Genomic DNA, 26,977 nt, shown 5'->3' on the forward strand with positions numbered 1-26,977 from the left:
CATGGCCGGCGATATTTTCGATAACCGCGGGCGCGGCGAAGCCGCTTGGGGCTGGCCTGCGGTCCACCCCGAAGGCCGCAAGTTCATGCTGGTGGCCGGCGCGCTCTCGCTCGCCTGCGCCTGGATGGCGTGGGAAACGCTGGCCTGGCCGCTGGGCGTACTGGTGCTGTGCATCGGTGCGTTTTTCCGCGATCCGCGCCGGGTCACGCCGCAGGGCGATAATCTGGTGGTGGCCCCGGCCGATGGGCTGGTCACCCTGATCCGCCAGGTCGATCCGCCGCGCGAGCTGCTGCAGGACGATGGCAGCGGCACGCCCGGCCTGCCGGCTGGTCCGATGACGCGGATTTCGATTTTCATGAGCGTGTTCGACGTTCACATCAACCGCGCGCCGATTGCCGGGTCGGTGCGGCGCGTGGTCTATCTGCCCGGCCGGTTCCTCAATGCCGATCTCGACAAGGCGAGCGAAGAGAACGAGCGCCAGCACATCCTGATCGAGCGCGCCGATGGCCGCCAGATCGCGTTTACCCAGATCGCCGGGCTGATCGCGCGGCGGATCGTGCCGTTTGTCAAACCCGGTGACATGATCGCCGCCGGGCAGCGCGTCGGCCTGATCCGCTTTGGCAGCCGGGTCGATGTCTACCTGCCCGCCGGGACCGAACCCAAGGTGCTGATCGGGCAGAAAACTATTGCCGGCGAAACCGTGCTGGCTGAACTTGGCAGCGCGCCGCTGATCGAGGGCGTGCGGCAATGAGCGCAGATGAGGCCCCGCAAATCGGCGGCCTGACCTTGCGGGGAATGGTCCCCAATGTGGTGACGGCGGCGGCGCTGTGTGCGGGGCTGACCGGGATCCGCTATGGCATCACCGGCGAATACGAACGGGCGGTGCTGGCGGTGGTGCTGGCAGGGATGCTTGACGGGATCGACGGCCGGATCGCCCGTCTGCTCAAGGCCCAGTCGCGCTTCGGCGCGGAGCTCGATAGCCTGGCAGACAATGTTTCGTTCGGGGTGGCCCCGGCGCTGATCCTGTTTCTGTGGTCGCTCGAACAGCTGCCGCGGGTCGGCTGGTTTGCGGCACTGGCCTATGCGGTGGCCTGCGCGCTGCGCCTGGCCCGGTTCAATGCCCGGATCGATCTGGCCGACGAACCGCGCAAGGTGGCGGGCTTTTTCACCGGCGTGCCGGCCCCGGCCGGGGCGGGGCTGGTGTTCCTGCCGCTGTACCTGTGGCTCTGCGCCAAAGACTATCCGGCGCTCGAACTGTTCCGCGATCCCCGGATCGTTGGCGTGTGGATGGTGGCCATGGCGTTCCTGATGATTTCGGGCGTCGCGACCCTCAGCTGGAGCAAACTGCGCCCCCGCAAGAGCTTCCGGCTGGAAGTAATCCTGCTGTTCGGACTGGTTGCCGCCGGGCTGATTGCCGAACCATGGTGGACCTTGATCGGGATCAGCGTGGCTTATCTCGTGTCGCTGCCGGTGGGGATGATCGCCTATGCCCGGGTCAAGCGGCGGTTGCGGCAGCAGGACGGCATGGCCGCACCGTCGGCCTGATCGCAGCGCAGACGGATTACGCCGCCTTGCGCCAGTGAACGGGGCTGCCGGAAGGCGGTGCAAGGCGCTGCGGGAATGCCACCACGGCGGCGGTATCACGGGCCACGATCACTTCGCGGATCGTATAGCGAAGTTCGCGCACCTGCGGCGCGGCGGCCAGATCGGCCTGCAGCTTGACGATTTGCGGGGCCAGTGCGCGTAACTGGCCGACCACAGGGGCCGCCGCGATCAGGGCGGCAATGGCCAGAAGCAGTGTGAGTTCCGCAATCATCGTTTCGCGTCCTTTGCCTTGGGCCCTGTGGATGGGCTTGTGGATAACGTTGGAATCGGTCAATTAGTTCCCGGTCCGTTCCGCATCGACGTATGTTCTCTATATGTTCTAATTGGTCAAGCAGAAAATCGCTGCGGTGCTCATTCAGCCATTTTTTGCTGGAATTGCCGGTCCTACGGCGTTAAGGGCGCGCGTCCCGCAGGGTCGGCATGGCGTCGGCACCGGGGCAAATCCACATGGGATGCATTACGCATACCGGTGCCGCAGCGGGCGATTACCGCACGGTTCCAGCATCCCAGAGGCGAAACCGGAAGGAATTATCTTATGGCGGCTCCCGTCGTCACCATGCAGCAATTGATCGAGGCCGGCGCACACTTCGGCCACCAGTCCCACCGCTGGAACCCGCGGATGAAGCCGTACATCTTCGGCGCCCGCAACGGGGTTCACATTCTTGATCTGTCGCAGACCGTGCCGCTGTTCGCGCGCGCGCTTGAATTCATCGACGCCACCGTGCGTGCGGGCGGCAAGGTGCTGTTCGTCGGCACCAAGCGCCAGGCGCAGGAACCGATCGCCCAGGCCGCGCGGTCCTGCGGCCAGCACTTCGTCAACCACCGTTGGCTGGGCGGCATGCTGACCAACTGGAAGACCATTTCGGGTTCGATCAAGCGGCTCAAGACGCTGGAAGAACAGCTTTCGGGCGACACCGCCGGACTGACCAAGAAGGAAGTCCTGCAGCTGACCCGCGAACGCGACAAGCTGGAGCTTTCGCTGGGCGGGATCCGCGACATGGGCGGCATTCCCGACGTGATGTTCGTGATCGATGCCAACAAGGAAGAACTGGCGATCAAGGAAGCCAACGTGCTGGGTATCCCGGTCGTTGCGATCCTCGATTCGAACGTTTCGCCCGATGGCATTGCTTTCCCGGTTCCGGCCAACGATGACGCCAGCCGCGCTGTGCGCCTCTATTGCGAAGCCGTTGCTGCTGCCGCGACCAAGGGCCGCCAGGAAGGCGTGGTCGATTCGGGCGTTGATATCGGCGCGCTGGACGTTGCGCCGGTTGAAGACGCCGTGGTTGAAGAAGCCGTAGTTGAAGCGCCGGTAGTTTTAGAAGCCGCGGTCGAACACGCCGTGGTCGAAGCGCCGGTGGCTGATGAAGCGCCTGCCGCTGAACAGCCTGCCGCTGACGTGGTCGAAGGCCCGGCCAGCGATGAAGCGGCTACCGAAGAAACCGCGACCGAAGCCTGAGGCGCGGTCACAAGAGTTGGGCAGACCGGGGCCAGTGGTCCCGGTCGCCGCACTATTTCATGAAGGACAAGTCCGATGGCGTATACTGCCACTGACGTGAAAAACCTGCGCGAGCGCACCGGCGCCGGCATGATGGATTGCAAGAAGGCGCTCGAAGAAACCAGCGGCGATTTCGAAGCCGCGGTCGATGCACTGCGCGCCAAGGGTCTGGCTGCGGTTGCCAAGAAGAGCAGCCGCACTGCCGCCGAAGGACTGGTTGGCGTGGCCGTTTCGGGCAACAAGGGCGTGGCCGTCGAAGTCAATTCGGAAACCGATTTCGTCGCCAAGAACGAACAGTTCCAGGACTTCGTGCGCAAGACCACCGCAGTGGCGCTGAGCGCGGCTTCGGATGATGTCGAAGCGCTGAAAGCTGCGGCTTATCCGGGCGGCGGCACCGTGTCCGATCAGTTGACGGCAAATGTCGCCACGATCGGCGAAAATCAGCAGGTCCGCCGGATGAAGACCGTTGCGGTCGGCAGCGGCGTGGTCGTGGCTTATGTGCACAACGCCGCCGCGCCGCTGCTCGGCAAGATCGGCGTGCTGGTCGCATTGGAATCGGAAGCCGGTGCCGACGTGCTCGAGCCGCTGGGCAAGCAGATCGCGATGCACATTGCCGCGGCCTTCCCACTGGCGCTCTCTGCCGATGACCTCGATGCCGAAATGATCGCGCGCGAACGCAAAGTCGCGGCTGAAAAGGCGGCCGAATCGGGCAAGCCCGCCGAAGTCCAGGCCAAGATGGTCGATGGCGCAGTGGCCAAGTTCGCCAAGGACAACGCGCTGCTCAGCCAGCTGTTCGTGATGGACAACAAGACCCCGGTTGCGCAGGTCGTCGAAGCGGCCGGCAAGGCTGCGGGCAACAAGATCGTGCTCAAGGACTATGTCCGCTTCCAGCTGGGCGAAGGCATCGAAAAGCAAGTCACCGACTTCGCCGCCGAAGTGGCTGCGGCTGCCGGTTTGGGCTGAAACAGAACCTCCCCGGTACGGGGAGGTGGACCGCCGCGCAGCGGTGGTGGAGGGGTCTCGCTATAACGCAGCACCCCTCCGTCAGTCCCTTGCGGGCCATTTCGAGTCACTTGCCTCTCAATGCCCACCTCCCCGTAACGGGGAGGTTTTTGTTTATGCCGTGCAGCCCTTCACATAACCGCACCATCGGTATAAGGCCGCTCGAACCCTGAAAGAGCGATGCCAAGCCCCATGTCCAAGCCCGCCTACAAACGCATCTTGCTCAAGCTTTCCGGCGAAGTGCTGATGGGCCAGCAGCAGTTCGGGATTGATCCCGAATTCGTCGCCGAGCTGGCCAAGGAAGTGAAGGCGGCGCAGGAAACCGGGCTGGAGATTTGTCTGGTGATCGGCGGCGGCAACATCTTTCGCGGGATGGCCGGGGCCGCAAAAGGCATGGACCGCGCCCAGGCCGATTACATGGGCATGCTGGCGACCGTGATGAATGCGCTGGCGATGCAGAACGCGCTCGAACAAGTCGGCGTCCACACCCGCGTGCAGTCGGCGCTGCAGATGGACCAGGTCTGCGAACCGGTGATCCGCCGCCGCGCCGAACGCCACCTTGAAAAAGGCCGCGTGGTGATCTTCGCCGCTGGCGTTGGCGCGCCGTACTTCACCACCGATAGCGGGGCGGCGTTGCGGGCGGCCGAGATGCAGTGCGATGCGCTGCTCAAAGGCACATCGGTTGACGGGATCTATGACAGTGATCCCAAGACAAACCCGGCGGCAAAGCGTTATGATACAGTCGATTACGACACGGTACTGGCGCAAAACCTCAAGGTGATGGATGCCAGTGCGGTGGCGCTGTGCCGCGATAACAACATTCCGATCATTGTCTTCTCGATCCGCGAACAGGGCAACCTGGCCAAGGTGCTGCGCGGCGAGGGGACGCAGACACTTGTAAGGAAGGGCTGAACCATGGCCAAATACGATAAGCCCGATCTTGAGCGCCGGATGAAAGGCGCGGTGGAATCGCTGCGCAGCGATCTGAACGGCCTGCGCACCGGGCGCGCCAACACCGGTCTGCTCGATCCGATCACGGTTGAAGTCTATGGCAGCCAAATGCCGCTCAACCAGGTGGCAACCGTCTCCGCGCCCGAACCGCGGATGTTGACGGTGCAGGTCTGGGACAAATCGAACGTCACGCCGGTCGAAAAGGCAATCCGTTCGGCCGGGCTCGGGCTCAACCCGATCAATGATGGCAACACCATCCGCCTGCCGATCCCCGATCTCACCGAGGAACGCCGCAAGGAACTGGCCAAGCTGGCGCACACCTATGCCGAAAAGGCCCGCATCGCGATCCGCAATGTGCGCCGCGACGGGATGGACAACCTCAAGGCCGACGAGGCCAAGAAGGAAATTTCCGAAGACGACCGCAAGCGCTGCGAAACCGATGTGCAGAAGCTGACCGACGAACAGATCAAGGCGGCTGACGAAGTTGCCGCGCAGAAGGAACAGGAAATCCTGGGGCGGTGACGGGGGAGCGCGCCAAGCACGGCGCGCGCCATGTCGCCATCATCATGGATGGCAACGGGCGCTGGGCCAAGAAGCGCCGCCTGCCGCGCGCGATCGGCCATCAACGCGGGGTCGAGGCGGTGCGCAGCGTGGCCCGCGCGGCGCGCACGATGGGGCTCGACGCGCTGACGCTTTACGCCTTCAGCACCGAGAACTGGAGCCGTCCGGAGGATGAGGTTTCGGCGCTGATGGGGCTGCTCAAGCACTTCATCCAGAGCGACCTTGAAGAATTCGTGCGCGATAATGTGCGACTGAAAATGATCGGCGAGTGGCGCGCGCTGGCACCCGATCTGGTGGCGCTGATCGACAATGCGCTGGAGCGGACCGCGGCCAACACCGGCTGCACTCTGGCGGTCGCGCTCAACTATGGCTCGCAGGATGAAATCGCCCGCGCTGCCGCCAAAGCTGCAGCCAAGGGCGAAGTTTCGGTCCAGACCATCGAGGCCGAACTCGATACTGCGGGCCTGCCGCCGCTTGATTTGCTGATCCGCACCTCCGGCGAAGTGCGGCTATCCAATTTCCTGCTGTGGCAGGCGGCCTATGCCGAAATGATTTTCACCGATGTGCTGTGGCCCGATTTCGGCCCGGACAATCTGGCCGAGGCACTGGCGGAATTTGCGCAAAGGGAGCGGCGCTATGGCGGACGGTAATTCCTCCGCGGCACGGGGAGGGGGACCACCTGCAGGGTGGTGGAAGGGCACATGCGGGTTTTCCCAACCGCGCCGGTCCGCACCGTCAGGCAAACTCACCTGTGCCCCTCCACCAGCTTCGCTGGTCCCCCTCCCCGTACCGGGGAGGAATGCGTGACCGCCACCCCATCCAAAAAGTCCGACCTCGGCGTGCGGATGCTCTCGGCCATCGTTATGATAGCGGTGGCGGGCGGAGCGATTTGGGCTGGGGGACTGGTCTTCACGCTGTTTCTGCTGGCCTTGGCGGGCGGGCTGATCTGGGAATGGTGGGGACTGGTCTCTAAGATCGCCAAGACGAGACTGGGCCTGATCGGCGCGATGTTGGTGGGGATCGTTTACATCGGCTGGGCGCTGAAGGTGGTGCACTGGCTGTGGGTTTCGCCGCATCCCAATTCCTTTGCTGCGTTCCTGTTTGTGGTCACTGCGGTGATGGTGGTGGCGGTTGATGTGGGGGCCTATTTTGCCGGACGCACGTTTGGCGGACCCAAGATCGCGCCTTCGATCAGTCCTTCAAAGACCTGGTCGGGTCTCGCCGGTGGAGCAGCATTCTGCGCAATCGCAATCGGCGTAATTGAGTATATTGCGAATGGAGTCTCTTGCGGCATCGGAGGGTGTGGGCCAGCGGGAGCACAATTTGGGCCAACAGAGATAGGTCTTGCACTTGGCCTTGGCCTTGTGATCGCAGCCATCGCCCAGGCCGGCGATTTCCTAGAAAGCTGGATGAAGCGCCGCGCCGGAGTGAAGGATTCCGGTAATCTCATCCCCGGTCATGGGGGTTTGTTCGATCGGCTTGATGGTCACCTGATGGTTTTCGCCATGCTTCCAGTGGTTGTCTATCTCCTTCTCACGGTGCCCGCATATTTCCTGCAAGGCTTGCGATGACCCCGCGTTCCATCTCGATCCTAGGTGCCACCGGCTCGATCGGCGCATCGACGCTGGACCTGATCCGGCGCGAGCCGGGCAACTGGCGCGTGGTGGCGCTGACCGCCAATTGCCAGGCGGCTGATCTGGCCCGGCTGGCGCGCGAATTCTCGGCGGAAGTTGCCGTGGTTGCCGATGAAAGCTGCCTGGCAGAATTGCGCGATGCGTTGGCGGGGAGTGGGATTGCCGCAGCGGGCGGCACGGCGGCACTGGTCGAAGCCGCAACGCGCCCGGCAGATATCACCGTTGCAGCAATCGTCGGCTGTGCGGGGCTGGCACCCACCATGGCGGCGATCGAGCAGGGCCGCAGCGTTGCCCTGGCCAACAAGGAAGCGCTAGTTTCGGCAGGCGATGTGCTGACTGCAGCAGTGGCCAGGCATGGCACGACGCTGCTGCCGATGGACAGCGAGCACAATGCGATCTTACAGTGCCTGGCCGGTAACAGCTATGACCACGTCCGCTCGATCACGCTGACGGCCAGCGGTGGGCCGTTCCGCGATTGGAACGCGGCACAGCTTGCCGCCGCGACCCCGGCGCAGGCGGTCAAGCATCCCAACTGGGATATGGGCGCCAAGATCAGCGTCGACAGCGCGACGATGTTCAACAAAGGCCTCGAACTGATCGAGGCGCATCACCTGTTTCCAGTCGGGCTGGACAAGCTGAAAATCGTGATCCACCCGCAGTCGGTAATCCATTCGATGGTCGAATATCGCGATGGATCGACGCTGGCACAGCTTGGCCCTTCGGACATGCGTGTGCCGATTGCTTCGTGCCTGGCCTGGCCGGCACGGATGGACACGCCCTGTGCGCCGCTCGATCTGGCCATGCTGGGTCAGCTGACTTTCCGCGCGCCCGACGAAACCCGCTTTCCCGCCACCCGGCTGGCGCGCGAAGCGGCCGAGGCGGGCGGGGCCATGCCGCTGGTGCTCAATGCTGCGAACGAGGTGGCGGTCGCCGCATTTTTGGCCGGTCAGATCGCGTTCACCAGAATCGCGATAATGGTTGAAGAAGCGCTGTCCCGTTTTGCACCTGCCGCGCCTACTTCGCTTGAGGCCGTTATTGCGCTAGATGCCGAAGCGCGGGTTCATGCCCGCGCCCTGTTGGAGCTTGCCTGACTTGCTTGAATCACCCTCCCTGTTGCTGACGCTGTTTGCATTTCTGCTGATGATCGGCCCACTGATCGTGATCCACGAACTTGGCCATTACTGGGCCGGGCGGCTGTGCGGGGTACGCGCGCTGACCTTCTCTGTCGGGTTCGGCAAGGAGCTGTGGCACCGGATCGACAAGCGCGGCACCCGCTGGCGGATCGCCGCGTTCCCGTTGGGCGGCTATGTCCAGTTCGCGGGTGATGCCGACGCCTCGAGCCGCCCCGATCCCGCATTGGAAGGCGCTTCGCCGGACGCGTTGAAGGGGACGCTGCCGGGCGCGAAGCTTTCACACAAGATGTTCATCTCGTTCGCCGGGCCGCTGGCCAATCTGGTTACCGCGGTGGTGATTTTCGCCGGTTTCGCCGCCGTTTATGGCACGCTTTATGCCCCGCCCGTGGTTGGCCGCTTTGCCGATAATTCGGCTGCCCAGGCCGCCGGGGTCCAGCTGGGTGACCGGATCATCGCGATTGACGGGGCCAAAGTGAGCGATTTTGCCGATATTGCGCCGCGTGTGGCGCTTTATCCCGGGCAGACTCTGAACGTGCAGATCGAGCGCGCCGGCCGCAATTTTGAGCTCCCGGTGACGATCAAGCTGGTCACCGAGCAGGACCGGTTCGGCAACAGCTATCAGCGCGGGCTGATGGGGATCGGCGGGACCGATCCCGAAGTGCGTCAGCTGAACCCGCTGGCTGCGGTGGGTTTCGGGGTTGAGGAAACGTGGAAGCAGATCCGCACCACGGCCATCGCGCTGAAACAGATGGTGGTCGGCGAACGCTCGGTCACCGACCTTTCCGGGCTGCCGCGCACGGCCAAGGTTTCGGGCGAAATGATGGCCCTGGGGTGGTTCGCATTCATTCAGTTCATTGCCTTCGTCTCAATTAATTTGGCATTCATCAATCTGCTGCCAATCCCGACTTTAGACGGTGGGCACCTGGCGATCTATGCCGCGGAAGCAGTCCGCCGCAAACCGCTGGATATCCGCAGTCAGGAATGGGCATTCCGCATCGGCATGGGGTTCGTGCTGGCGCTGGCGGTGTTCGTTACCTTGAATGACCTGACCCAGATGTTCCTTTGAGCGCATCACCGGGTCCGGAGTGACCAAAACTGCGGAAGGTGGCAGCAACTTTGCTTGATCGGACGGAGCGCATGGGGCAGAGGGCGACGCTACGCCTTTGCCTGGCCCGCGGTCCGATTCCGCAGGCTGCCAGCACCAGCACATCTTGACGGGAACAACCGTGCCTAAAACTGATCGCCCCGACCAGACTTCCCCTATCGCACGCCGGCATGGCCGGATGGTCGTGGCCTTGATGGCCAGCACGGTGCTGGCCGGTCTGTCCGGGCAGGTCGAGGCGCAGTCCGCGCCTGCGGCCCCCGCGTCGGCACCTGTGGCCGCGCCCGCGGCGGGCGAGACGATCACGGCCGTTAACGTGACTGGTTCGCAGCGGCTTGAGCCCGATACGATCCGCTCTTACGTCAAGCTGCGCGTCGGCCAGCCCTATAGCCAGGCCGCCGCCGATCAGGCGGTGAAGGACCTGTTCGCGACCGAACTGTTCGCCAATGTCGCAATCACCAACGCGAACGGCGTGGTGACGATCGAGGTGAAGGAAAACCCGGTCATCAACCGCATCATCCTTGAAGGCAACAAGCGCATCAAGGACGAGAAGATCGTCCCCGAAATCAAGCTGGCGCCGCGCCAGATCTTTACCCGGTCCAAGGTCCGCGCCGACGTTTCGCGGATCATCGAACTGTACAAGCGCCAGGGGCGGTTTGCGGCCAGCGTCGAACCCAAGATGGTGATGCTCGACCAGAACCGCGTCGACATCGTGTTCGAGATCAACGAAGGGCCCAAGTCCAAGGTCCGCCAGATCAACATCATCGGCAACGATGCCTTTTCGGACAACGCGCTGCGCGGTGAAATGTACACCAAGCAGGCCAGCTTCTCGCGCTTTTTCTCGTCGGGGACGACTTACGATCCTGACCGGATGGCGTTCGATCAGCAGAAGCTGCGTCAGTTCTATCTGACTCAGGGCTATGCCGATTTTCGCGTCGTCTCTGCCGTGGCCGAACTGACGCCCGACAAGAAGGATTTCATCCTCACCTATGTGGTCGAAGAAGGCCCGCGTTACCGCTTTGGCGATGTGAAGGTGGAAAGCCAGCTGCGCGATTTCGATGGCGACCGGCTGGCCACCCAGCTGCCGATGAAGAAGGGCGATTGGTACAACGCCAAGCTGGTCGAAGACACGATCGACAAGCTCAACGATACGCTGGGTGCGTTCGGCTATGCCTTTGCCGATGTGCGGCCCGAATATGTCCGCAGCAAAGACAATCTGACGATGTCGCTGACCTTCCAGATTGCCGAAGCGCCGCGCGTTTACGTCGAACGGATCGACGTCAACGGCAACACGCTGACCCAGGACAAGGTGATCCGCCGCGAGTTTCGCTTGGCCGAAGGCGACGCCTTCAACTCGCTGCAGGTCAAGCGCTCGACCGCGCGGATCAATTCGCTGGGCTATTTCCAGGAGCGGTTCGAGGTTGACCAGAAGCCCGGTTCAGCCCCCGATCGGATCGTGCTGGAAGCCAATGTCGAAGAAAAGCCGACCGGGCAGCTGCAGCTTTCGGCCGGCTATTCCAGCCTTGAAGGGCTGATTTTCCAGGGCTCGATCGAACAGCGCAACTTCCGCGGCCGCGGCCAGACGATCGGGCTCGATCTGGGCTATTCACAGTATTCGAAGCAGGCCAACATCAGCTTCACCGAACCCTATGTGTTCGATCGCAACGTGTCGCTGGGGGTGAACATCTATCGCCGCGATCTCAACAGCTTCAACTACTACAACAACAACCGCAACACGATCTTCCGCCAGGCCACCACCGGGCTGCAAGTGCGTGCGGGCGTGCCGGTGACCGAATATGTCTCGGCGATTGCCAGCTACACGCTCAACTATGATGACGTGTCGGTTGACAAGAGCCAGTATTATTCGACCCGCCAGAACGGCACGCTGCAGTGCGATCCGCTGCTGGCCGGGCGCTACTTGTGCGATGCGATCGGCAAGCGCACCAGCTCGATCCTCGGGCTGACTTTCGTCTACGATGCGCTCGATAACCGCGTGCGGCCGACCCGCGGCCGGATGGCCTCGGTCTCGACCGAATTTGCCGGGCTGGGCGGCTCGGTGAAATACGTGCGTTTCCGCGGCAACGTGGGCCAGTATTTCCCGGTTGGCGGCGGCTTCATCTTCTCGCTGCGCGCCGAAGGCGGCGCTATCGTGCCGCTTAACCACCTCGGCGATCCGCTGCTCGGCATCGATGACGTGCGCCTGACCGACCGTTTCCAGCTCGGCGAACCGCAGATCCGCGGGTTTGACATCCGCGGCGTTGGCCCGCGCGTGATCCGCCAGTTCATCGTTGATGATGGCAATGGCGGCCCGCGCATTGTTACCGACCGCGATCAGGTGGTCGATGACGCGCTGGGCGGCCGCTTCTACTACCTTGGCCACGCCGAGCTTGAAATCCCGCTGGGTTCGGGCGCGCGCGAGCTGGGCCTGCGTCCGTCGATCTTCATGGATGTGGGCGCGGTATGGGGCGTGCGCAGTCCGCAGCTGCAGAACAGCCCGTTCCCGGGCGGTACCTTCATCCAGAGCCGCGATCCCAGCGGGGCACCGATCTACACCCAGATCGATGCGGCCACGCTGGTCGGCACGATCTGCACGCCGACCGCCACGTCGGTTTCGACCAACGCGGTCAACACCGCGCCGCCGGCCTGCCTGACCAGTGCCAACAATAGCCCGATCGGATCGAGCGTTGCGCCGTTCCAGGAAATCTTTGTCGGCAATTCGCCCAAGCCGCGCATTTCGGTGGGCATCGGGGTCAACTGGAATTCGCCGTTCGGTCCGTTCAGGATCGATTTTGCCCAGACGATTACCAAGGTCGAAGGTGATGACACCAAGGCCTTCACGTTCAACGTAGGAACCCAATTCTGATGACCAAGTCCCTCAAGCTTGCCGGCGGCATCGCGCTGGCCCTGTCGCTTTTGTCGCAGCCGCTGATTGCGCAGACACGTCCTGCCGCCGCCCCGGCTGCCGCGCCCGCTGCGCCGCGCGCCGCGATCGTTCCCGGGGTCGGTGTTGCCGATCTGCAGGCGGTGGTGTTCGGTTCGAACGCCTATCGCGACGCGATGCAGAACCGTGCCGTGCAGTACAAGCAGGTGATCGATGCGGCCCAGGCCCGCGCCCGGCAGATCGATGCCGAACTGACCCGCCTGATCACCCAGTTCAACGCCGATCGAACGGCCAAGAAGCCCGAAGCCACGCTGCAGGCCGAAGTGAACCAGATCCAGAAGGTTCGCGCGCTGGGCGAGGAAGAAATCAAACGCATGATGGCGCCGGTCGATCTTTCGGAAGCTTACATCATCGAACAGATCACCGACAAGCTGCCGCAAGCGGTGCAGAACGTACTGAACAAGCGCGGCATCTCGCTGCTGCTGACGCCGGGCTCGGTCTATTTCGCCAATCCCGCTTATGATGTGTCGGCCGCGATCGTCCAGGAACTCAACATCCTGGTGCCAGGCGTCCAGGTGAAGCCGCCGCAGGGCTGGGTGCCGCGCGAAGTGCGTGAACAACAGGCCCAGCAGCAGCAGCGCGCACCGCAGGCGGCGCCCGCCGCTGGCCAGCCGGCGCCTGCGCCGCGTCCGGCCGGTCCGCAGCCCGAAGGCCGCTAAGGCGGCTGGGGGCAGACGTGAGCGAGGAAGCCAAGGCGGCGCAAAGCCTGACGTACGACATTCCGCAGATTCTGGCGGCACTGCCGCATCGCTATCCGATGCTGCTGGTCGACAGGGTGGTGGAGCTGGTCCCCGATGGCGAGATTCACGCGATCAAGGCGGTCAGCTTCAACGAGAGCTTCTTCCAGGGCCATTTCCCTGGCCGTCCGATCATGCCCGGCGTCCTCCAGATCGAGGCGCTGGCGCAGGCGGCCGGAATTCTGGCAATCGAAACGCTGCAGCTCGCCGGCACCGGCAAGCTGGTCTATTTCATGGCGATCGAGGAAGCCAAGTTCCGCGCACCGGTGGAACCTGGCGTGCTGCTCGATCTTCGGGCCGGGTTCATCCAGAAGCGCTCACGCGTGTGCAAATTCTGGGGCCGCGCCGAGATTGAAGGAAAGGTGACCTGCGAAGTGCAGTTCACGGCGATGATTGCGGATGCGCCGAGTTAAAGACCCACCCCGCTGAGACTAGCCTCACCTTCGGTTCGGCAAGTCTCGCTCTCCTCCCGCATGCGGGAGGGGCTGGGGGTGGCCAAGTGACTTGCAAAACCGTTCCGGCACCGCTATGCGCGCCGCTTCTAATTCAGGCCGGTCGGAACCGGCCATAGCGAAAGACTGATCCGATGAAGGCCGAAGGACATCCCGACTATCACACGATCAAGGTGCAGATGACCGATGGCACCATGTTCGAAACCCGCTCGACCTGGGGCAAGGAAGGCGACACGCTGGTGCTGGAAATCGATCCCACCTCGCACCCGGCCTGGACCGGCGGCACCCGCCAGCTCGATCAGGGCGGCCGCGTTGCCCAGTTCAACAAGCGTTTCGGCGGGCTTTCGCTCAAGAAGGGCTAAGCGTCCGGCGATGCCAAGCAAAAAGGGCGGCCCTGACAGGCTGCCCTTTTTGGTGTGTCACCCGCTTTCAGGTGGTTCTATTCGGCGCCGAGCGCGCGCGCGTCGGCATCACTGATCGGGCGCAGGAATTCGACCCCGCAGATCCCGTCGCGGGCCCACCGCACCACCGCCTGGATCGTCCAGTCGCTGGTCACTTCGACCGAAATGAACATGCCGGTGCGAAGCCAATCGGCATCGCAGGCAAGGCTGCAGCCGAACACCGAAATGTCGCGCAAACGCGCCCGGCTACGATGGCCGTGGGTGCTGCGTACGGTGGCCACCGCTTCGCTGATCCGGCGCGAAGCGCGCCGCGTGTTGGGCCTGGCCTGTTCGGCTTCAAGCCGCGCCGGTTTGCGCTTGGCACTCATCGATGCGAACCCCTTCTACGCAAAGAAACCATGTTTTCGTAGACAGAAATGATTAACAAATTCTGCGGCTTTGGCAGGGATGCTGCGCGGCATGGCAGGACGCCGCACGCACCGCCGTCGCAGTTTTCGCTTCCCATCCGCTGCGCCATGTGCAAATGCGCCCGCCGCAGCGTATGGCAGGTTAACTGCCGCTGTCGTGGCGATCGTAGCTCAGTTGGTTAGAGCGCCGGTTTGTGGTACCGGAGGTCGTGGGTTCGAAACCCATCGATCGCCCCATTTCCCTCTTTACCACTTGCCGCAACAGGGGGCGGCTGCCAAAGCGAGCGGCGATTCTCGCCCTCTCCAAGTGGGTTGCATGCACGGCTTTGCCAATCCTGCCCGATTTCTGCGTCTAGCCCGGTTGCTGACCGGCCCGTTGCTGATTGCCGGGCTGGTGCTGGCGCTGGCGTCATCGGCCTGGGGCCTGCTGGGTGCGCCGGCTGAGCAGTTACAGGGCGATTCGGTGCGCATCCTGTTCATCCACGTGCCGGCCGCATGGCTGGGCATGGGCGGGTGGAGCGCGATCGCGATTGCCAGTCTGGCCGAACTGGTCTGGCGCCATCCGTTGGCCGGGATCGCGGCGCGCGCGGTGGCGCTGCCGGGCGCGGTGTTCAGCGCGATCTGCCTGCTCACCGGCTCGCTGTGGGGCCGGCCCGCCTGGGGTGCCTGGTGGGTGTGGGACGGGCGGCTGACCAGCATGCTGGTGCTGTTCTTGCTCTATTGCGCCTATCTGGCGCTGGCCGATGCCGCGGGCCGCGACGGTGCTGGCGGATCGCGGCTGCCGGCGATTTTCGGGCTGGTCGGCGCGGTCAACATCCCGATCATCCACTATTCGGTGCTGTGGTGGAACAGCCTGCACCAGCCGCCCTCGATCAGCATGGGGCAAAGCACGATGGCGCCCGCGTTCCTGTGGGGGCTGCTGGCGGCGACGCTTGGCTTCTCGCTGATTTTCGGCGGCGTGGTGCTGGCCCGGACGCGGGCGATCCTGGCCGATATGCAAGCCGAGGCGCGGCTGCGCCGCCGGGCGAGCGAGCTGGCCGATGCGTGAAGGACTGAACCACTGGCCGTTCATCATCGCGGCCTACGGGCTTGGCCTTGGCGCAACGCTGGCGCTGGTCTGGCACAGCCTGGCCGCGATGCGCCGCGCCGAAGCTCGCCGCGACCGGAGCCGCGAACAATGAGCGGCGGGATCAAGGCCAAACACCAGCGGCTGGTGCTGGTGCTGATCGCGCTGGCGGCGCTGATCGGCGCGGGCTTGCTGGCGGCCTGGGCGCTGCGTTCGCAAGCCAGCTATTTCTATCTGCCCAGCGAAATGGCCGCCCGCCCGCCCGCTTCCGATCGCGCGGTGCGCCTTGGCGGCATGGTCGAACAAGGCTCGCTCAAAACCATGCCCGATGGCGTGACAATCACCTTCATGGTCAGCGACGACAAGGGCCGCGTACCGGTACGCTTCAGCGGCATCGTGCCCGATCTGTTCAAGGAAGGATCGGGCGTGGTCGCCGAGGGCAAGCGCGCCGCCGATGGCACCTTCGTGGCGGGTAACTTGCTGGCCAAGCACGACGAGAAGTACGTGCCGCGCGAGATGAAGGACATGACTGACAGTCAGGCGCATAAGACCGGCGAGAACGTCCAGTGATCGCCACGCTGGGCCTGGCTGCGCTGTGGCTGGCGGCGGCGCTGGCCGTGCTGCAACTGGTCGGCGCGATAGTGACGCTGCGGCGGGCGGACAATCCGCTGGGCGCGGTGGTGCGCAGCGTTGCCGCGGTGCAAGGCGGACTGGTTGCCGTGTCCTTTGCCTGCCTGATCTGGGTCTTTCTGGAAACCGACCTGTCGGTAAAGCTGGTGTCCGAAAACTCGCACAGCCTCAAGCCGTTGCTGTTCAAATTTGCCGCAACCTGGGGCAACCACGAAGGTTCGATGCTGCTGTGGGTGTCGATCATGGCGCTGGGCGGGGCCTGTGTCGCGCTGTTCGAACGGCGCCTGTCCGAACCGGCGATGCTGGCCACGCTGGCGGCACAAGCCTTCGTCAGCATCGGTTTTTATGCCTTCCTGCTGATCGCGTCGAACCCCTTTGCCCGGCTTGATCCGGTCCCGGCGGAAGGACGGGGGCTCAACCCGCTGCTGCAGGATACGGGTCTCGCGTTCCATCCGCCGACGCTCTACATCGGCTATGTCGGGCTTTCGATCGCGTTCAGTTTTGCGGTTGGCGCGCTGATCACGCGTGAGGTGTCGCCCGCCTTTGCCCGGGCGATGCGGCCGTGGGTGCTGGGCGCCTGGATATTTCTGACGCTGGGCATCGTCGCGGGTTCGTACTGGGCCTATTACACACTCGGCTGGGGCGGCTGGTGGTTCTGGGACCCGGTCGAGAACGCCAGCCTGATGCCGTGGCTGGCAGCCACTGCGCTGCTCCATTCGGTCTCGGTTCTGGCCGCGCGCAATGCGCTGCGGGCGTGGACGGTGATGCTGGGCGTGATCGCCTTCTCGATGTCGATGGTCGGCACTTTTCTGGTGCGATCGGGCGTGCTGGTCAGCGTCCATGCCTTCGCGGTCGATCCGCTGCGCGGGCAATTCATCCTGGCGCTGCTGGCGATCAACATCGGCGCGGCGCTGACCGTGTTCGCCTTGCGCGCCGCCAGTATCAGCGAAGGCGAACGCTTCGCCCTGGCCAGCCGCGAAACCGCGCTGGTGTTCAACAACGTGATGCTCAGCGGGATTCTGGGTATCGTGCTGGTCGGGACGCTCTATCCGCTGCTGGCCGAAGCGATGGGCGCGCGGGTTTCTGTTGGCCCGCCCTATTTCAACGCTGCCAGTGCAATCTTTGCCGTGCCGATGCTGCTGGTGCTGTGCGTCGGCCCATTGCTGGGCTGGCGGCGTGACCGGCTGAGCCGGTTGACCTGGAAACTGTGGCTGCCGTTGGCCGCGGCAATCAGCGCGGCGGCGATCGCGCTGACGCAAGGCGTTTCGGTGCTCTCCGCGCTGGGGCTGGGGCTGGGTGCGGCGCTGATCCCGGCCAGTATGCTGCCGCTGGTCGGCCGCAATCTGCGTACCGCCAAGCTGCCGCTGTGGGGCATGGTCACCGCGCATCTGGGCGTTGGATTGGCGCTGATCGGCATGGCATCCGACAGTGCCTTCACCCGCGAAAAGCTGATCGCAATCAACGTTGGCCAGACGGTGGCGGTGGGTCCGTGGCAGATCAAGCTGGCGCGCATCGCCCCGGTTGCCGGGCCCAACTGGACCGCGCTCGAGGCCGGGATCGAGGCCAGCTATGATGGTGCCACACCGATCAAGCTGGCGCCGCAGGACCGCGCATTCTGGGCCCCGCCGCAGCAGGTCAATCACAGCGCGCTGTCAACGCGCTGGAACGGCCAGCTTTATGTCGTGCTGGGGCAGCAGGCCGAGGATGGCCGCTGGCAGCTGCGCCTGTGGTGGAAGCCGTTCGTGATCCTGATCTGGCTGGGCGGGCTGATGGTCGCGCTGGGCGGATTGCTGGCGCTGCTGGGCCGGGTAGCCAGCGATCTGCGGCGCACCATCGCGATCGACAAGATCGCCTTCCGCCGCAAGAAGCAGGGCCGATGAACGCGCCAGCTATCAAACCGGCTGCGAGCCGCTGGGTGCTGTGGGCCCCGCTCGGGCTGTTCGCGCTGTTTGTCGGGGTGGTCATGGTTGCGCTGCTGCGCCCGGCTGATCGCGAAATCCGCAGCGCCATGTTGGGCAAGCCAATGCCGCAGTTTACCCTGGCTCCGGCCGCGGCGGGCCTGCCCGGGCTGGCGCACGCCGATCTGGCGGATGGCAAGGTCCATCTGGTCAACTTCTTCGCCAGCTGGTGCGTGCCCTGCGCGGTTGAGGCACCGCAGCTTGCCGCGCTTAAGGCCGCCGGGGTCGATGTGGTCGGCATCGCGATCCGCGACCGGCCTGAGGATCTTGCCGTGTTCCTGCGGCGTCATGGCAACCCGTTCAGCCGCATCGGCGCGGATAACGACAGCCGCGTCCAGTTCGAAATCGGCTCTTCCGGTGTTCCCGAAAGCTTCGTGATCGATGGCAAGGGCGTGATCCGCTATCAGCACATCGGTGTGATCCAGTCGCGCGCGGACATCGATGCGATCCTGTCTGCCGTGAAGGAAGCCGGGGCATGAAGCGCCTTGGCCTGGCCATTGCCCTGGTGCTGGCAGCCCCTGCCGCAGCGGACGACAAGATGCCGCCGGCCCCCTATGCCTATGTCCAGCTGGAAACGCCGGTGCAGGAAGCCGCGGCGCGCGCGCTGATGGACACGCTGCGCTGCGTGCAATGTCAGGGCCAGTCGATCGCCGATTCCGATGCGCAGATTGCGGGCGATCTGCGCAATCAGGTGCGGCTGCGGATCAAGGCCGGAGAACAGCCCGAAGCAATCCGCGCCTGGCTGATCGAACGCTACGGCGATTACGTCAGCTTCGAGCCGATCCTCAACAGCCGCACCTGGCCGCTGTTTGCGGCGCCGCTGGTAATGCTGCTGTTCGCCGGATTTGTGTTGCGCCGGCGCTTTGCGAAGGGGCAGGGGTGATGGGCTGGTTCGTAGCGTTGGCTTTGGCGGCGGCAGCCCTGGGCGCGCTGATCGCGGTGTTCAAAGCGCCGCGCCGGACGTGGGAGGCGCTGGCCGCGGCGCTGGTGTTCGGGCTGGCGGGGTTTGCCCTGCAGGCGCGGCCCGATCTGAACGGCGCGCCCAAGCGTGCCGCTGCCGCCGTGCCCCAGGGCGCCGAAGCCATGGTCAAGGCGCGCCGGGAACTGTTTTCAGGCGATCCGCTGGCGGGCAGCAACCTGCTGATCATGGCCGATGCCTACACCCGCAAGGGCCAGTTCCGCGACGCCGCTGCACTCTCGCTGAGCGCCGCCGAAGAACAGCCACGCAGCGCCGAAGCCTGGCTGGCGCTGGGGACAAATTTGCTGGCCCATGCCAATGGCGTGCTGACCCCGGCCGCGGAAGAGGCGTTTCGCCGCGCGATAGCGGCCGATCCGGCGCATCCCGCAGCGTCCTATTTTCTGGGCATGGCCCTGGCGCAGAACGAGCGCCTCGATGAAGCGCGGGCAACCTGGGCAGCATTGCTCGAACGCACGCCGCCGGCTGCACCGTGGCGCGCCGGATTGGCGGAAAGTCTGGCGCGGCTGGACCAGCTCATCGCCGGGCTGGGCACGCCGCCGCCCCGGCGCTAGACCGCCCAATCGCCAAGTGCTAGGCGCTGGTTTTGGCTCCCGCGGGTGACCATCAAAAGGATTTGATCTCAATGGTTCACATGGACGGGAGCGATGCTGCGGGGACGGCCGATGACGAAGCCGTAACCGAAGAGCAGGCATCGCACGGCCACCATCCCAAAGGCGGTCTGGTCGCGCTGGCGATTGGCGCGGTGGGCGTGGTGTTCGGCGATATCGGCACCAGCCCGCTCTATGCATTCCGCGAAACCTTCGCCTCGCACCACGGCGCGCCGGGGATCAAGGTCGATCCGGTCCACATCAACGGCGTGCTGAGCCTGGTGTTCTGGTCGATGATGATCGTGGTGACGTTCAAATACGTTCTCACCATCATGAAAGCCGATAACAAGGGCGAAGGCGGCAGCCTGGCGCTGCTGGCGCTGATCAACCGCAAGACCGAAGGGGCCAGCTGGACCGCGCCGTTCGTGTTGCTGGGGGTGTTCGCCACGGCGCTGTTCTATGGCGATTCGATGATCACGCCGGCCATGTCGGTGCTCTCGGCCACCGAAGGCCTGAGCTATATCAGCCCGTCGTTCGAACCTTATATTCTGCCCATAGCGCTGACGATCCTGATCGGATTGTTCGCAATCCAGTCGCGCGGGACAGCCTCGGTTGGCAAACTGTTCGGCCCGATCATGATCGTCTATTTCCTGACGCTCGCCGGGCTGGGGCTGATGCATATCGCCAAGATGCCCAGCGTGGTGCTTGAGATGTTCAACCCGCTCAACGCGTTCAATTTCTTCCTCACCGACGGGTTCCGCGCCTTTGTCGCGATGGGCAGCGTCGTGCTCGCGGTTACCGGGGCCGAGGCGCTCTATGCCGATATGGGCCATTTCGGGCGCAAACCGATCGGGATCAGCTGGCTGTCGTTCGTTCTGCCGTGCCTGCTGCTCAACTACATGGGCCAGGGCGCCATGGTGATGAGCGTGACGCCCGAACAGGCGGTGTGGCTGATCAAGGATCCATTCTTCCTGATGATCCCCGATATGATCCGCGTGCCGGTTGTGATCCTCTCGGTGCTGGCCACCATCATCGCCAGCCAGGCGGTGATTTCGGGCGCGTTCTCGCTTACCCAGATGGCGGTGCAGCTGGGCTTCATCCCGCGGGTCAGCATCAAGCACACCAGCGAGACCGCGGCCGGGCAGATCTATATCCCGGTGGTCAACTGGGCGCTGATGATCGCGGTGATCCTGCTGGTGCTGTTCTTCAAATCATCGAGCAACCTTGCCGCCGCCTATGGCATCGCGGTGACCGGTGCGGTGACGATCGACACCATCCTGCTCACCGTGGTGCTGATCAGCCTGTGGAAATGGCCGATCTGGAAATGGTTGCCGATGATCGCGCTGTTCCTGCTGGTTGACCTGACTTACCTTGGTGCCAACCTGATCAAGGTGCCGCAAGGCGGCTGGGTGCCGCTGGCGATCGCAGCGGCCATTTTCACCATGTTGACCACCTGGTCACGCGGGCGTTCGCTGATGCGCCAGACCATGGCCGAAGGTTCGATCCCGATGGAGGTCTTCGCCAAAAGCGCGCACTCCAGCGCCACCCGCGTGCCGGGCACAGCGATCTTCATGGCCAGCGCCGCATCGGGCGTCCCTTCGGCGCTGCTCCACAACATCAAGCACAACAAGGTGCTGCACGAACGCGTGGTGATCCTGACGGTCGCGATCCAGGACGTGCCCTATGTCAGCGAGGAAAAGCGCTGCTCGGTCAAGGATCTGGGTCAGGGCTTTTTCCGCATCACGCTGCGCTTCGGCTTTCTTGAGGAAACGGATGTTCCCGCCACGCTCAAACGCACCGACATGTGCGGGGGGCCGTTCGAGATGATGAAGACCAGCTTCTTCCTCTCACGCCAGACGCTGATCGCTTCGGCCAAGCCGGGCATGGCGATCTGGCGCGAAAAGCTGTTCGCGTGGATGCTGCGCAATGCCGCCAGCGCGATGGAGTTCTTCCGCCTGCCTACCAACCGCGTGGTCGAACTGGGCAGCCAGGTGGAGATCTGAAGAGTGGACTGGGCGGCGGCGTTAAAGCGGATTATGCTGGTGCGCTATGCTTGACCGGGCTTTCCGAATGCTTGTTGCCGCCGTGCTTGCGCTGTCGCTTGGCGGCATGGCCTGTCCGGCGCTGGCGCAGCAGCAGACTGCGCCTGCGCCTTGCAGCGACGGAGCGGGGATGCACCATGATACATCGCCGCAAAAGCATGCGAATCCGACAGTCTGCGTGTCGGTCTGTCTTGCCGACCTGCCTGAGATGACCGCGCATGCTGGGATTGAGGCTCCGCCAGCGGTGCACTTCAAGTTGCCTAATACTGAGGGTTGCGGTTTTTCTGTTGAGGTTGCCACTCCGCCACCACGATGACGGCGTGTTTATCAATCAATCAATTTTGAAAAGCTAAATTGGAGTTCTAGACATGAAGATCATTCTCATCGCTGCTTTGGCAGCAATCGCTTTGCCGTCCGCAGCTTTTGCCGCCGAACCGGCCGCAGCAATGGAAAAGAAGTGCTGCTGCGAGAAAAAGAAAGACGAAAAGGGCTGCTGTGACGAAAAGAAGGGGGCCGAAGACCATCAGGGTCACGCTCCGGCCAGTCATTAAGTCCTAGGAACGGCCGGGCGGTACGCAGCGTCGTGCCGCCCGGCTTGCCGCTTACGCGCTACGCTGACCCCGATTGCGTTCGGCAAACCAAGGCTTCAGGCGGCGGATCGCTTCCTCGATCAACGGCGTCGATACGGCAAAGCTGAAGCGCATGAAGCGGTGGCCGCGCTCCGGATCGAAATCGATCCCCGGCGCGGTGGCGACGCCGGTATCGATCAGCAATTGCTTGCAGAACGCCATCGAATCGTCGGTGTAGTCGCCAATATCGGCATAGACGTAAAAGGCGCCGTCGGGCGGGGCGATGCGCGCCAGGCCCAGATCGGGGAGCGCGGCCAGCAGCAATTCGCGGTTCTTCGCATAAGTGGCGATATGGCCTTCCAGCGCGTCGGTGCAATCCATCGCCACCAGCCCGGCATGCTGCGACAGGCTTGGGGGCGTGAGGAACAGGTTGCTCATCCGTGCCCGTGCGGCATCCACACCCTCCAGCGGTGAAACCAGCCAGCCGAGCCGCCAGCCGGCCATCGAAAAGTACTTGGAAAACGAATTGACCACCCAGGCCTCAGGCATCACCTCGAGCACCGAGGGCGTGGCCATGCCATAGGAAATGCCGTGGTAGATTTCGTCCGATATCACCACGATCCCGCGTTCCCGGCAGACCGCAGCAATCGCCGCCAGTTCGGTGCGCGGGATGATCGTTCCGGTGGGGTTGGCCGGGCTGGCGATAATCACGCCTTCGGGCGCAGGATCGAGCGCGGCGATCGCTGCAGCGCTGATCTGGTAACGTTGCTCAACCCCGCAATCGATCTCGACCGGCACCATGTGGAGCGCCTTGAGGTTGTTGCGGTAAGCGACATAACCGGGCCGGGCCATCGCCACAAGCGCGCCGGGGGCAAAAGCGCTGCTGAGCGCCAGCACCAGCGCAGGCGAAGCCCCGCAGGTCAGGATGATTTGCGCAGGCGTGATCGCAGTGCCGTATTTTTCGGCATAGTGCGCACAGATCCGGGCCTTGAGCGGCTGGCTTTCCCAATAGCCCATGGCATCGGCATCAAGCACGCGGTGCGCTTCGGCGATGGCGCGGGGCGGCGCGCCAGTGCTGGGCTGGCCGAATTCCATATGGATCACGTCGCGCCCCTCGGCCTCCATCTTATGGGCCAGTTGCGAGACGAACATCGCCTTGAAAGGATCAATCGCTGCGGTCATGACGGCGCGCCTAGCATGGGCAAACAAAAAGCGCGACGCCCCTTGTGGGAGCGCCGCGCCTCTCGGTGATGAAGCGGTTCTATCAGCCCAGGTTGGCGTTGACCATGCAATAAAGCATCGGAATCGAGAGCAACGTGTTGGTGCGGCTGGCATAAAGCGCGCGCGGCGCGGCAGCTGCCTTTTCTTCTGCACTGGCTTCGACCAGCCCGAGGATCTTCTTTTGCGCCGGCCAGATGATGAACCACACGTTGAAGGCCATGATCAGCGCCAGCCACATGCCAAGGCCAATCAGGTTTTCAGAAGCGGTGGCCCCGGCAAAGGTCATCGCGCGGTGGCCATAGCCCTTGATGATCGACAGTGCGAGGCCGGTCAGCACGGTCAGCAGCGCACCATAACGGAAGAAAAATAACACCCTGGGGGCGATGTAGCCGGTTACGCCGGCTTTCAGTTCAGCCGGGATCTTCGGCATGGTCGGCACCTGCACGAAGTTGAGGTAATAGAGCAGTCCGATCCAGACGATGCCGAAGAAGACGTGCAGCCAGCTGAGCACCGTGACCCCGCCAATGGCGATCACCCCGTCAGAGGCACCCTGGAAGTGATAGGCGACTGCCAGCGTCAGCACGAGGCCGGCGAGCAGCACCAGATGGAGATTTCCGAAAAACTTGGCCATTGCTTACCCCTGATTTTGTCAATTCTGAATATGGATCCGTACGCCGAAGAAACGGCGCTCGCGGGCATTATTGCGCGTTAAGGGCCCCTTGTCACGCCCGTAACGCCCGATTTTCATTCGTGCGGCGGGTCCGCGATGACTTCGCCTTCAGCCTCGGCCAGCAGCCCGTGACGCAGCAGCATCGGCAACTGGGTGAAAGTGAACAGGAACGACAGCGGCATGAAAACCCACAGTTTCAATGCGATCCACGTTCCAAAACCGCCGTTCTCGGTATTGTAGAAATGGCGCAGCACCTCGTTCAGCGCCGCCAGGAACAGGAAAAATAGCCCCCAATTGCGCGATAGCTTGAGCCAACCGGGATCGCTGAGCCCCTCAAACGCGGCTTCAAGCAGCATCTTGAGATAGGCTTGCCCGCGCCGCCAGCCGAACAGCAAGACCGCACCGAACATCAGATAGATCGCGGTCGGTTTAAGCTGAATGTAAAACGGATCGCGCAGCAGGATCGTGACGCCGCCGAAGCCGACGATCAACGCGGTCGACAGCCACAGCATCGGCGAGACCTTGCCCAGCCAGAACCGCGAAACGAGGAGCGCGGCCACTGCGGCAACCATGAACGCCGCGGTGCTTTTGATCACCGCCGCAATCTCGGCGATCGCGTCGTTGTGGTCGCTGGGCGAATAATAGCGATAGACCAGGAAGAACACCACCACCGGGCCGTAATCGACCAGGATATTGAGCCAGCCGGCCTTGGGTTTTGCTGCGGGTTTAGCGGTTGTCATCACGCCACCCCCGCAATCACGCGGGCGACCAGATCGGGATCGAATGGGCGCAAGTCATCCAGCTTCTCACCCACGCCAATCGCGTGGATCGGCAGGCCGTATTGCTCGGCTGCGGCGACCAGTACCCCGCCGCGCGCGGTGCCATCAAGCTTGGTCATGACCAGGCCGGTAACCCCGGCGACTTCTTTGAAAATCTCGATCTGTTGCAAGGCGTTCTGTCCATTTGTGGCATCGAGCACCAGCACGACATCGTGCGGCGCTTCGGGGTTGAGGCGGCCGAGCACGCGGCGGATCTTGGCCAGTTCGTCCATCAGCTCGCGCTTGTTCTGCAGCCGCCCGGCGGTATCGACGATCAGCGCGTCGATCCCCTGGTCGGTGGCCGCCTTGACCGCATCGAACACCACGGCAGAGGGATCGCCGCCTTCGGGGCCGCGCACCAGTTCTACCCCGACCCGGTCCGCCCAGACCGCCAGCTGCTCGATCGCGGCGGCGCGGAAGGTATCGCCCGCGGCGAGCATCACCGAATAGTCCAGCTCCTGGAAATAGTGCGCCAGTTTGGCGATGGTGGTGGTCTTGCCCGATCCGTTGACCCCGATCACCAGGATCACCTGCGGACGCGGGAAGGCCACCACATCGATCGGCTTGGCCACCGGGCGCAGGATTGCGGCGAGCTCGCCCGCCACGGCTTCCTTGATCGCCGCTTCGTCAGCCCCGCGCTCAAACCTGGTCCCGGCGAGTTTGTCGCGGATCCGTGCTGCAGCGCGCGGGCCAAGGTCCGAGAGGATCAGCGCATCTTCCAGCGCATCGAGCTGGCCATCATCGAGCCGCGTCTTGCCGACGATCCCCGACAGGTTTTCGCCAAGCCGCTCGGAGGTCTTTTTGAAGCCACCGAGCAGCCGGTCGCTCCAGCTCTCGCTGCTCATGCCAGCAGCCCTTCGGCGATATGGGTGGGGGTGTGGTTCACGATCGTTCCGGCACAGGTTTCGGGCGGCAGCGCCACCCGGGCGAAGTTTGGCGCATGGCCGGTTCCGTCGCGCTCTGCAAGCACCGCGAGCGGGCGGCCAAGCTGCCGGGCCAGCCAGCGCGCGCGACGGGCCGCAACGGCGGCGCGCAGCTCAGCCGCGCGGGCCTTGATCAATGCGGGTGGGTTTTGCGGCATGCGCGTGGCCGGCGTGCCCGGGCGGGCCGAATAGGGGAAGACATGGCCGTGGACCACATCGAGCTCGGCGATGATCGAAAGATTGGCGGCGTGGGCGCCATCGTCCTCGGTCGGAAATCCGGCGATCAGATCGGCGCCGATCGCGATGTCCGGGCGCCGCGCCTTGAGCGCTGCGACCAGCGCCACCGCATCGCCGCGCAAATGACGGCGCTTCATCCGCTTGAGGATCAGATCATCGCCGTGCTGCAAGGACAAGTGCAAGTGCGGCATGACGCGGGCCTCACCCGCGATCAGTTCGAACAGCAGCGGATCGATCTCGATCCCGTCGACCGAGGACAGCCGCAGCCGTTGCAGCGAAGGGCAGGCGGCCAGCACGGCTTCAACCAGCTGGCCAAGCCGCGGTGCGCCAGGCAGGTCCGTCCCCCAGCTGGTCAGATCGACCCCGCTCAGCACCACTTCCTTGGCTCCAGCGGCCAGGTGATGACCGATTTCGCGCACAACTTCGGCCACGCTCAGCGAGCGGCTGGCCCCGCGCCCCTGCGGGATCACGCAAAAGGTGCAGGCATGATCGCAGCCGTTCTGCACGGTCACGAAAGCGCGGGTGTGGGTGGCCGTGCCCGGCGTCCGCAATGCCGGCACATTCCAGGCGCGCGGATCGAGCTTTGCGGTGTTGGCGATCAGCCCATCGACTTCGGGCATCGCCGCCAGCATATCGCGCTCAACCTCGGCCGCGCAACCGGTAACGATCAGGCGCGCAGCGGGCCGGGCTTTGCGCGCGCGGCGGATCGCCTGGCGGGTCTGGCGCACCGCTTCGGCGGTCACGGCGCAGCTGTTGACCACGACCAGATCGGGCTCAGCCGCCAGCAGCGCGCGCAGCCGCTCGCTTTCGGAAAGGTTCATCCGGCAGCCCAGCGATATGACTTCGACCGCCAAGC

30 protein-coding genes and 1 tRNA gene are annotated in these 26,977 nt (G+C 64.0%); 24 read left to right on the forward strand and 7 right to left on the reverse strand.

Going from position 1 to position 26,977, the window contains the following annotated elements; all coding sequences use genetic code 11:
- Position 1: 1 nt before the first annotated feature.
- Together RMN99_RS13530 and RMN99_RS13535 are read left to right on the forward strand one after the other, a co-directional pair.
- On the forward strand, positions 2-751 hold the full coding sequence (locus RMN99_RS13530) for a phosphatidylserine decarboxylase (RefSeq protein WP_309623850.1): 750 nt from the start codon (positions 2-4) through the stop codon (positions 749-751).
- On the forward strand, positions 748-1,545 hold the full coding sequence (locus RMN99_RS13535; protein ID WP_309623851.1) for a phosphatidylcholine/phosphatidylserine synthase: 798 nt from the start codon (positions 748-750) through the stop codon (positions 1,543-1,545). Before RMN99_RS13530 ends, RMN99_RS13535 begins: the two co-directional genes overlap by 4 nt.
- Before the next feature lie 16 nt (positions 1,546-1,561).
- Here RMN99_RS13535 and RMN99_RS13540 read toward each other — a convergent pair whose 3' ends face one another.
- Positions 1,562-1,816, reverse strand: a complete 255-nt coding sequence (locus tag RMN99_RS13540) for a hypothetical protein (RefSeq protein WP_309623852.1) — start codon at positions 1,814-1,816, stop codon at positions 1,562-1,564.
- Positions 1,817-2,140: 324 nt separating this feature from the next.
- On the opposite strand from RMN99_RS13540, the gene rpsB reads away from it, so the two are divergent.
- The 12 genes from rpsB to rpmE all read left to right on the forward strand — a co-directional run bounded on the left by rpsB (position 2,141) and on the right by rpmE (position 13,975).
- Positions 2,141-3,061, forward strand: coding sequence for a 30S ribosomal protein S2 (gene rpsB / locus RMN99_RS13545; RefSeq protein ID WP_309623853.1), 921 nt, complete (start codon positions 2,141-2,143; stop codon positions 3,059-3,061).
- Positions 3,062-3,136: 75 nt separating this feature from the next.
- Positions 3,137-4,063, forward strand: a complete 927-nt coding sequence (gene tsf / locus RMN99_RS13550; RefSeq protein WP_309623854.1) for a translation elongation factor Ts — start codon at positions 3,137-3,139, stop codon at positions 4,061-4,063.
- Positions 4,064-4,294: 231 nt separating this feature from the next.
- Positions 4,295-5,014 (forward strand): UMP kinase, encoded by a 720-nt coding sequence (gene pyrH / locus RMN99_RS13555; protein WP_309623855.1) that lies wholly within the window; start codon positions 4,295-4,297, stop codon positions 5,012-5,014.
- Positions 5,015-5,017: 3 nt separating this feature from the next.
- On the forward strand, positions 5,018-5,575 hold the full coding sequence (gene frr, locus RMN99_RS13560; RefSeq protein WP_309623856.1) for a ribosome recycling factor: 558 nt from the start codon (positions 5,018-5,020) through the stop codon (positions 5,573-5,575).
- A complete protein-coding gene (gene uppS, locus RMN99_RS13565; RefSeq protein WP_309623857.1) occupies positions 5,572-6,264 on the forward strand; it encodes a polyprenyl diphosphate synthase in 693 nt (230 codons plus the stop codon). Before frr ends, uppS begins: the two co-directional genes overlap by 4 nt.
- A 153-nt stretch (positions 6,265-6,417) precedes the next feature.
- Complete coding sequence (locus RMN99_RS13570) at positions 6,418-7,185, forward strand: phosphatidate cytidylyltransferase (protein ID WP_309623858.1); 768 nt, start codon at positions 6,418-6,420, stop codon at positions 7,183-7,185.
- Positions 7,182-8,339 (forward strand): 1-deoxy-D-xylulose-5-phosphate reductoisomerase, encoded by a 1,158-nt coding sequence (locus RMN99_RS13575; protein WP_309623859.1) that lies wholly within the window; start codon positions 7,182-7,184, stop codon positions 8,337-8,339. Before RMN99_RS13570 ends, RMN99_RS13575 begins: the two co-directional genes overlap by 4 nt.
- Before the next feature lie 22 nt (positions 8,340-8,361).
- Positions 8,362-9,447 carry an RIP metalloprotease RseP gene (gene rseP / locus RMN99_RS13580; RefSeq protein WP_309623860.1) on the forward strand — a complete coding sequence of 362 codons (1,086 nt, stop codon included), beginning with the start codon at positions 8,362-8,364 and terminating at the stop codon, positions 9,445-9,447.
- Positions 9,448-9,664: 217 nt separating this feature from the next.
- Positions 9,665-12,346: an outer membrane protein assembly factor BamA gene (gene bamA / locus RMN99_RS13585; RefSeq protein WP_405029558.1), complete on the forward strand. Its 2,682-nt coding sequence runs from the start codon at positions 9,665-9,667 to the stop codon at positions 12,344-12,346.
- Positions 12,346-13,083 (forward strand): OmpH family outer membrane protein, encoded by a 738-nt coding sequence (locus RMN99_RS13590; RefSeq protein WP_309623861.1) that lies wholly within the window; start codon positions 12,346-12,348, stop codon positions 13,081-13,083. The genes bamA and RMN99_RS13590 overlap by 1 nt, the downstream gene beginning before the upstream one ends.
- Before the next feature lie 17 nt (positions 13,084-13,100).
- Positions 13,101-13,574 carry a 3-hydroxyacyl-ACP dehydratase FabZ gene (fabZ, locus tag RMN99_RS13595; RefSeq protein WP_309623862.1) on the forward strand — a complete coding sequence of 158 codons (474 nt, stop codon included), beginning with the start codon at positions 13,101-13,103 and terminating at the stop codon, positions 13,572-13,574.
- Positions 13,575-13,747: 173 nt separating this feature from the next.
- Entirely contained in the window at positions 13,748-13,975 is a 228-nt protein-coding gene (rpmE, locus tag RMN99_RS13600; protein WP_309623863.1) for a 50S ribosomal protein L31, read from the forward strand.
- A 77-nt stretch (positions 13,976-14,052) separates the two neighbouring features.
- Here rpmE and RMN99_RS13605 read toward each other — a convergent pair whose 3' ends face one another.
- Complete coding sequence (locus RMN99_RS13605; RefSeq protein WP_309623864.1) at positions 14,053-14,382, reverse strand: PilZ domain-containing protein; 330 nt, start codon at positions 14,380-14,382, stop codon at positions 14,053-14,055.
- Between the two features lie 199 nt (positions 14,383-14,581).
- Between RMN99_RS13605 and RMN99_RS13610 the strand changes: the two genes are divergently transcribed.
- From RMN99_RS13610 to RMN99_RS13655, 10 genes are all read left to right on the forward strand, one after another.
- Positions 14,582-14,658 (forward strand) — tRNA-His (locus tag RMN99_RS13610).
- Between the two features lie 124 nt (positions 14,659-14,782).
- The gene (gene ccmC, locus RMN99_RS13615) at positions 14,783-15,469 is read left to right on the forward strand and encodes a heme ABC transporter permease CcmC (protein ID WP_309623865.1); all 687 of its coding nucleotides are present in this window, start codon (positions 14,783-14,785) and stop codon (positions 15,467-15,469) included.
- On the forward strand, positions 15,462-15,602 hold the full coding sequence (gene ccmD, locus RMN99_RS13620; protein WP_309623866.1) for a heme exporter protein CcmD: 141 nt from the start codon (positions 15,462-15,464) through the stop codon (positions 15,600-15,602). The genes ccmC and ccmD overlap by 8 nt, the downstream gene beginning before the upstream one ends.
- Positions 15,599-16,057, forward strand: coding sequence for a cytochrome c maturation protein CcmE (gene ccmE, locus RMN99_RS13625; protein ID WP_309623867.1), 459 nt, complete (start codon positions 15,599-15,601; stop codon positions 16,055-16,057). Before ccmD ends, ccmE begins: the two co-directional genes overlap by 4 nt.
- The gene (locus RMN99_RS13630; protein WP_309623868.1) at positions 16,054-17,997 is read left to right on the forward strand and encodes a heme lyase CcmF/NrfE family subunit; all 1,944 of its coding nucleotides are present in this window, start codon (positions 16,054-16,056) and stop codon (positions 17,995-17,997) included. The genes ccmE and RMN99_RS13630 overlap by 4 nt, the downstream gene beginning before the upstream one ends.
- Positions 17,994-18,554 carry a redoxin family protein gene (locus RMN99_RS13635; RefSeq protein WP_309623869.1) on the forward strand — a complete coding sequence of 187 codons (561 nt, stop codon included), beginning with the start codon at positions 17,994-17,996 and terminating at the stop codon, positions 18,552-18,554. The genes RMN99_RS13630 and RMN99_RS13635 overlap by 4 nt, the downstream gene beginning before the upstream one ends.
- Positions 18,551-18,958 carry a cytochrome c-type biogenesis protein gene (locus RMN99_RS13640; protein WP_309623870.1) on the forward strand — a complete coding sequence of 136 codons (408 nt, stop codon included), beginning with the start codon at positions 18,551-18,553 and terminating at the stop codon, positions 18,956-18,958. The genes RMN99_RS13635 and RMN99_RS13640 overlap by 4 nt, the downstream gene beginning before the upstream one ends.
- Positions 18,958-19,605: a tetratricopeptide repeat protein gene (locus RMN99_RS13645; protein WP_309623871.1), complete on the forward strand. Its 648-nt coding sequence runs from the start codon at positions 18,958-18,960 to the stop codon at positions 19,603-19,605. Before RMN99_RS13640 ends, RMN99_RS13645 begins: the two co-directional genes overlap by 1 nt.
- 80 nt (positions 19,606-19,685) lie before the next feature.
- Positions 19,686-21,644 carry a potassium transporter Kup gene (locus RMN99_RS13650; RefSeq protein WP_409035256.1) on the forward strand — a complete coding sequence of 653 codons (1,959 nt, stop codon included), beginning with the start codon at positions 19,686-19,688 and terminating at the stop codon, positions 21,642-21,644.
- A 407-nt stretch (positions 21,645-22,051) separates the two neighbouring features.
- Positions 22,052-22,234 (forward strand): hypothetical protein, encoded by a 183-nt coding sequence (locus tag RMN99_RS13655; protein ID WP_309623873.1) that lies wholly within the window; start codon positions 22,052-22,054, stop codon positions 22,232-22,234.
- Positions 22,235-22,285: 51 nt separating this feature from the next.
- Here the strand turns inward: RMN99_RS13655 and RMN99_RS13660 are convergent, their stop codons facing one another.
- The 5 genes from RMN99_RS13660 to RMN99_RS13680 form a co-directional block, all read right to left on the reverse strand.
- Positions 22,286-23,434 (reverse strand): aminotransferase class I/II-fold pyridoxal phosphate-dependent enzyme, encoded by a 1,149-nt coding sequence (locus RMN99_RS13660; RefSeq protein WP_309623874.1) that lies wholly within the window; start codon positions 23,432-23,434, stop codon positions 22,286-22,288.
- Between the two features lie 82 nt (positions 23,435-23,516).
- Positions 23,517-24,104, reverse strand: a complete 588-nt coding sequence (locus RMN99_RS13665; protein WP_309623875.1) for a urate hydroxylase PuuD — start codon at positions 24,102-24,104, stop codon at positions 23,517-23,519.
- Positions 24,105-24,217: 113 nt separating this feature from the next.
- Positions 24,218-24,883, reverse strand: a complete 666-nt coding sequence (locus RMN99_RS13670; protein WP_309623876.1) for an inner membrane-spanning protein YciB — start codon at positions 24,881-24,883, stop codon at positions 24,218-24,220.
- On the reverse strand, positions 24,883-25,806 hold the full coding sequence (ftsY, locus tag RMN99_RS13675; protein ID WP_309623877.1) for a signal recognition particle-docking protein FtsY: 924 nt from the start codon (positions 25,804-25,806) through the stop codon (positions 24,883-24,885). The genes RMN99_RS13670 and ftsY overlap by 1 nt, the downstream gene beginning before the upstream one ends.
- Entirely contained in the window at positions 25,803-26,975 is a 1,173-nt protein-coding gene (locus tag RMN99_RS13680; protein ID WP_309623878.1) for a MiaB/RimO family radical SAM methylthiotransferase, read from the reverse strand. Before RMN99_RS13680 ends, ftsY begins: the two co-directional genes overlap by 4 nt.
- Positions 26,976-26,977 lie beyond the last annotated feature (2 nt).

Origin of the sequence: Novosphingobium sp., assembly GCF_031417815.1 — a bacterium.
GTDB lineage: Bacteria > Pseudomonadota > Alphaproteobacteria > Sphingomonadales > Sphingomonadaceae > Novosphingobium.

Excerpts from the sequence above, each read along its gene's own strand:
- RMN99_RS13670 (WP_309623876.1), bottom strand. The coding sequence starts at position 24,883 with ATGACAACCGCTAAACCCGCAGCAAAACCCAAGGCCGGCTGGCTCAAT.
- ftsY (WP_309623877.1), bottom strand. The coding sequence starts at position 25,806 with ATGAGCAGCGAGAGCTGGAGCGACCGGCTGCTCGGTGGCTTCAAAAAG.
- rpmE (WP_309623863.1), top strand. The coding sequence starts at position 13,748 with ATGAAGGCCGAAGGACATCCCGACTATCACACGATCAAGGTGCAGATG.
- frr (WP_309623856.1), top strand. The coding sequence starts at position 5,018 with ATGGCCAAATACGATAAGCCCGATCTTGAGCGCCGGATGAAAGGCGCG.
- RMN99_RS13535 (WP_309623851.1), top strand. The coding sequence starts at position 748 with ATGAGCGCAGATGAGGCCCCGCAAATCGGCGGCCTGACCTTGCGGGGA.
- bamA (WP_405029558.1), top strand. The coding sequence starts at position 9,665 with ATGGTCGTGGCCTTGATGGCCAGCACGGTGCTGGCCGGTCTGTCCGGG.
- ccmD (WP_309623866.1), top strand. The coding sequence starts at position 15,462 with ATGCGTGAAGGACTGAACCACTGGCCGTTCATCATCGCGGCCTACGGG.
- RMN99_RS13530 (WP_309623850.1), top strand. The coding sequence starts at position 2 with ATGGCCGGCGATATTTTCGATAACCGCGGGCGCGGCGAAGCCGCTTGG.
- rpsB (WP_309623853.1), top strand. The coding sequence starts at position 2,141 with ATGGCGGCTCCCGTCGTCACCATGCAGCAATTGATCGAGGCCGGCGCA.
- RMN99_RS13605 (WP_309623864.1), bottom strand. The coding sequence starts at position 14,382 with ATGAGTGCCAAGCGCAAACCGGCGCGGCTTGAAGCCGAACAGGCCAGG.
- tsf (WP_309623854.1), top strand. The coding sequence starts at position 3,137 with ATGGCGTATACTGCCACTGACGTGAAAAACCTGCGCGAGCGCACCGGC.
- RMN99_RS13575 (WP_309623859.1), top strand. The coding sequence starts at position 7,182 with ATGACCCCGCGTTCCATCTCGATCCTAGGTGCCACCGGCTCGATCGGC.
- RMN99_RS13660 (WP_309623874.1), bottom strand. The coding sequence starts at position 23,434 with ATGACCGCAGCGATTGATCCTTTCAAGGCGATGTTCGTCTCGCAACTG.
- RMN99_RS13640 (WP_309623870.1), top strand. The coding sequence starts at position 18,551 with ATGAAGCGCCTTGGCCTGGCCATTGCCCTGGTGCTGGCAGCCCCTGCC.
- RMN99_RS13655 (WP_309623873.1), top strand. The coding sequence starts at position 22,052 with ATGAAGATCATTCTCATCGCTGCTTTGGCAGCAATCGCTTTGCCGTCC.
- ccmE (WP_309623867.1), top strand. The coding sequence starts at position 15,599 with ATGAGCGGCGGGATCAAGGCCAAACACCAGCGGCTGGTGCTGGTGCTG.
- RMN99_RS13665 (WP_309623875.1), bottom strand. The coding sequence starts at position 24,104 with ATGGCCAAGTTTTTCGGAAATCTCCATCTGGTGCTGCTCGCCGGCCTC.
- RMN99_RS13540 (WP_309623852.1), bottom strand. The coding sequence starts at position 1,816 with ATGATTGCGGAACTCACACTGCTTCTGGCCATTGCCGCCCTGATCGCG.
- RMN99_RS13635 (WP_309623869.1), top strand. The coding sequence starts at position 17,994 with ATGAACGCGCCAGCTATCAAACCGGCTGCGAGCCGCTGGGTGCTGTGG.
- RMN99_RS13590 (WP_309623861.1), top strand. The coding sequence starts at position 12,346 with ATGACCAAGTCCCTCAAGCTTGCCGGCGGCATCGCGCTGGCCCTGTCG.
- RMN99_RS13650 (WP_409035256.1), top strand. The coding sequence starts at position 19,686 with ATGGACGGGAGCGATGCTGCGGGGACGGCCGATGACGAAGCCGTAACC.
- RMN99_RS13645 (WP_309623871.1), top strand. The coding sequence starts at position 18,958 with ATGGGCTGGTTCGTAGCGTTGGCTTTGGCGGCGGCAGCCCTGGGCGCG.
- pyrH (WP_309623855.1), top strand. The coding sequence starts at position 4,295 with ATGTCCAAGCCCGCCTACAAACGCATCTTGCTCAAGCTTTCCGGCGAA.